This is a genomic window from Salinibacterium sp., from assembly GCF_031364185.1.
GTDB lineage: Bacteria > Actinomycetota > Actinomycetes > Actinomycetales > Microbacteriaceae > Rhodoglobus.
The window spans coordinates 1-4603 of record NZ_JANLVV010000121.1 but is presented as its reverse complement, the minus strand read 5'-3'; the positions used below and the strand labels follow the sequence as shown (position 1 = coordinate 4603).

The 4603-nt window shown below is 61.7% G+C and carries 3 protein-coding genes; all 3 read left to right on the top strand.

Annotation, left to right across the window (positions count from 1 at the left end; all coding sequences use genetic code 11):
* Positions 1–191: 191 nt before the first annotated feature.
* On the top strand, positions 192–1925 hold the full coding sequence (locus RMN95_RS05430; protein WP_309615931.1) for a penicillin-binding protein 2: 1734 nt from the start codon (positions 192–194) through the stop codon (positions 1923–1925).
* Between the two features lie 125 nt (positions 1926–2050).
* Entirely contained in the window at positions 2051–3454 is a 1404-nt protein-coding gene (murF, locus tag RMN95_RS05425; protein WP_309615930.1) for a UDP-N-acetylmuramoyl-tripeptide--D-alanyl-D-alanine ligase, read from the top strand.
* Positions 3451–4545: a phospho-N-acetylmuramoyl-pentapeptide-transferase gene (gene mraY / locus RMN95_RS05420; RefSeq protein WP_309615929.1), complete on the top strand. Its 1095-nt coding sequence runs from the start codon at positions 3451–3453 to the stop codon at positions 4543–4545. The genes murF and mraY overlap by 4 nt, the downstream gene beginning before the upstream one ends.
* Positions 4546–4603 lie beyond the last annotated feature (58 nt).

The following is a 4603-nucleotide window of genomic DNA, read 5'->3' as shown; positions in this document are numbered from 1 at the left end:
TCCGTATCCACCGTATGTTATTCGATCGCTTGTTTGTTTGAGTACGACTGCCGAAGTTGATTTCATAAGTCGCTCCTGTGGTTGCATCGCCTTCCGCGCCGCAAACTGACCCTGCACCGACGCCCTCCACTGCGCTACCGGCGCCAGTGACCCGCTAACAGCACACAACAGATCTTGGGGATGTTCATCGCATGAGAACACGCAGCGGCCTAGCGAGGATCTCGCTTGCGGTGCTAATCGTCTTCGCGATCGTGGCCGTGTTTGTCGTGAGACTGGTCGACATACAGGTGGTGCGCGCCGACGAGTTCAACGCGGCATCCCTCGATAAACGGGGCAGGGAAGTCACCACCTACGGAGTCAGAGGTGACATTGTGGATGCTCGTGGCGCGGTGCTTGCCGACAGCGTGTTGCGCTACGACATCATTGCTTCGCCTAGGGTCGCCCTGCTGCAGAAGGATGCCGCAGTATCTGTTCCGGCTGACCTGGCGGCGCTCGCGGCAGTAACTAAGCAGGATCCGGCCGTGCTTTATGCCGCGTTGACGGCCGACCCGACCTCTGATTTCATGTACTTGGTGCGAGGCGTCACACTCGACACCTTCGAGCAGATTGATGCACTCGACATCTCCTGGGCCGATGCTCAGCGCGAAGCGGCGCGAAGTTACCCGAACGGCCAGATCGCGGGAAATCTCGTCGGGTTCATCGGCACCGACGGCCCGCAGGCCGGCCTCGAGTTGAGTGAGGACCAGTGCCTTGCCAGCGCGAACGGCTCGACATCCTATGAAAAGGGCGAGGATGGCACCGCATTGCCTGGCAGTGAGGTGGTGTCGAAGCCGAGCAAAGACGGCGGCACTCTGCGCCTGACCATTGATCGTGACCTGCAATTCTATGTCCAGCAGCGCATGGAGCAGACAGCGATCCAGCTTGGAGCGACCTGGACGACCGCCGTCGTCATCCGGATCGCCGATGGCCACTTGATGTCGGTGGCCGACTGGCCCACGGCTGATCCGAACAACGTCGATGATGCACCTCGCGATGCCCTCGGCTCGCGGGCTTTCAGCACCCCGTACGAGCCTGGCTCCACGATGAAGGCGCTGACGGCGGCATCCCTCGTCGATTCGGGAGCCGCCAACCCTGGCAGCGGGGTCGTCGCGCCATACTCACTACCGCAGGCCGACGGCAGCTCGATCTCCGACGCGTTTTACCACGACACCATGAATCTCACCCTCGCGGGGGCGCTAGTCGAATCATCAAACACGGCGGTGGCGCAGTTCTCCGACCGGCTTCCCGCAGACAGGCGCCATGACTACATGTCGGCGTTCGGTCTCGGGGACTACACCGAGGTCGACTTCACTGGCGAATCTGCGGGCCAGCTACCGGATGCAGACCAGTGGTTTGGCCGCACCAACTATGCGGTGCAGTACGGCCAGGGCATGAGTGCCACCTCAGTGCAGATGGCCAGCGTCTTCCAGACGATCGGAAACCAGGGCATCAGGATGCCAGTGACCCTGGTTGAGGGCTGCGAGCACTCCGACGGTACGATCACGGACGCGCCGTCGACCGAGGGCAGGCAGGTGCTCTCGGCGTCGGCCGCAGACCAGACTGTGGCGATGATGGAGCAGGTCGCCAATAAGAGCGGCTCAGCCCCTAAGTTGCAGATCCCCGGATACCGCACCGCCGTGAAGAGCGGAACGGCAGAGGTGGTCGTCAACGGCGGATACGACGACAACAGCGTGGTGATCTCCTACGCGGGGGTCGCGCCAGCCGACGATCCGCAGTATGCCGTCGTGGTGACTGCAGGCATCCCCGATAGGGTGTTCTCGGGTCTCATCGCCCCGACCTGGCGCGATGTCATGGCCCAGACTCTCACCACGTTCCGAGTGCCGCCATCGACGTCGCCCGCTCCGGATCTGCCCGTCAACTGGTGAGTGTCACCACAATTCGACGGCCAGGAGCACCAGGCAGTGACGCACCAGATAGTGACGCACCAGATAGTGACTCACCAGACAGCGATGCACCACACAGTGATTGACAACCCGAGCAGAGCCACTCCATGATCGGGCTACCGATAGCCGACATTGCCGCTGCGATCGGAGGCCGACTGATCGGGCTGCCGGATGCCGCGGCCAACGTCGTTGACGGCGACGTGCAGACCGACTCACGCAAGGTCGGCCCCGGTTCGATCTTCTTCGCCCTGCCCGGCCAGATGTCCGACGGTCACCTCTTCGCGCAGTCGGCCGCCGATGCGGGGGCTGCGCTAATGGTGGTGGAGCGCGAACTTCCTGTCGCTGTGCCGCAGATCGTCGTATCCGATGGACTCAGTGCGCTCTCCACTCTCGCTCGTGAGGTCGTGGCACGTGTGCGCGCTCGAGGCGACCTGAAGGTGGTGGCTGTCACCGGCTCCAACGGCAAAACCACCACAAAGAATATGCTTCAGGCGATACTCGCCGACCAGGGGCCCACTGTTGCCCCGCTCGGTTCGCTCAACAACGATGTCGGTGCCCCCCTCTCAATGCTGGGCGTCGACCTGGACACTCGTTTTCTCGTGGTCGAGATGGGTGCGGATGCGATCGGCGACGTTGCGCGACTCTGCTCCATTGCTACACCCGACGTGGGCATCGTGCTCACCGTAGGGCTCGCCCACATCGGTAAATTCGGCAGCCAGGACGCGATCGAGCTGGCGAAGTCCGAAATGGTTACGGGGCTATCCGCCACGTCATTCGCCGTACTCAATGCCGATGACGGCCGGGTCAGGCGTATGGCGGCCGTCACGAAAGCGCAGGTCATCCTGTTCGGACTGGATGACGCGGCAGAGGTGCGAGCAATCGATGTGGATACGACCGTGGAGGGCACATCCTTTACCGTGCTCGTAGACGGCCAGTCGCTGCAGGTCAGGCTCCACATTCTCGGAGAGCACCATGTCACCAATGCCCTCGCCGCGATCACGGCCACCCGTGCGCTGGGCATCCCTGTCGGTAAGGCGATAGCCTCGCTCGAGCGATTGACCCGCGCCGAACGGTGGCGAATGGAGCTCATCGAGAGTCCGGATGGCGTCATCGTCATCAACGATGCCTACAACGCAAGCCCGGACTCGATGGCGGCAGCGCTGAAGACTCTTGCGCAGGTGACGGGCTCCGACCGGCGCTCGTTCGCCGTGCTGGGCGAGATGGCTGAGCTCGGGGAATTCGCCAACGATGAGCACGATCGCATTGGTCGGCTGGCCGTTCGGCTCAACGTTAACCAGCTCGTGGTGGTGGGTCACAACGCTCGTCATATTCACAATGCGGCCGGACTCGAGGGTTCCTGGGACGGGGAGTCGATCCTCGTCAACACCTCCGATGAGGCCTACGATGTGCTGTGTGACAGGTTGCGCCGGGGGGATGTCGTGCTGGTGAAGTCATCCAATTCGGCCGGTTTGCGCATGCTCGGTGACCGACTCGCGGGGATCGCCACGTGATCGCCCTCCTCGTTTCCGGAGGCACAGGGCTCGTCTTCACTCTCTTTCTGACGCCGCTGTTCATCAAGCTTTTCACTCGGCTGAAGTGGGGCCAGTTCATCCGGGACGACGGACCACAGGCTCACCACACCAAACGTGGAACGCCCACCATGGGTGGCATCATCTTCATCCTCGGTTCCATCGTGGGCTATGTGGTGGGGCACATAGTAGGCAAGGTCGATGTGACTTTGGTGGGTGCACTGGTGATTTTCCTGATGGTCGGGTTGGGAGCTGTCGGTTTCCTCGATGATTTTCTGAAGACTCGTAACCAGCGAAGTCTCGGGCTTGGGGGTTGGTCGAAGGTATTGGGCCAAGTCATCGTTGCGGGCGCCTTCGCCGCGGTCGCTCTCAATTTTCCAGACGAGAATAGGCTCACCCCCGCGTCGACGATGATCTCTTTCGTCAGGGATATTCCCTGGCTCGATTTCGCCAGCTTCGGGCTGATCGGCGCCGGGATTGCTTTCACTCTCTGGTCGACTCTGATCATCGTGAGTGCCTCGAATGGCGTCAACGTGGCGGACGGTTTGGACGGCCTCGCTACGGGTGCCTCTATCTTCGCGCTATCCGCGTACATCTTCATCGGCTTCTGGCAGAAAAATCAGTCATGCTTCGTTGACATTCAGCCGGACGATCTCGCGTACTGCTACAACGTGCGGGACCCGCTCGATCTCGCTGTCATCGCGGCGGCCATCGTCGGAAGCCTGGTCGGATTCCTCTGGTACAACACCTCACCAGCGCAGATCTTCATGGGAGACACCGGCTCACTCGGTCTCGGCGGCGCACTGGCGGCACTCGCCATTCTGTCCCGAACCGAGCTGCTGCTCGTGCTGATCGGCGGGCTTTTCCTCGTGGTGACCGGCTCGGTCATCCTGCAACGGGCCTACTTCAAGGTGACGAAGGGCAAACGCATCTTCCTGATGAGCCCGCTGCACCATCACTTTGAACTCAAAGGCTGGGCCGAGATTACGGTCGTCGTGAGATTCTGGATCATCGCCGCGATGTTTGTTGCGGCCGGAGTCGGTGTGTTTTATCTCGAGTGGAATAACCGGTAACAGTGCGCGATCTCAATACGCTCACGAGTTGGCACGCAGACTGGCGCGCGCTCAGGGT

Excerpts from the sequence above, each read along its gene's own strand:
- murF (WP_309615930.1), top strand. The coding sequence starts at position 2,051 with ATGATCGGGCTACCGATAGCCGACATTGCCGCTGCGATCGGAGGCCGA.
- RMN95_RS05430 (WP_309615931.1), top strand. The coding sequence starts at position 192 with ATGAGAACACGCAGCGGCCTAGCGAGGATCTCGCTTGCGGTGCTAATC.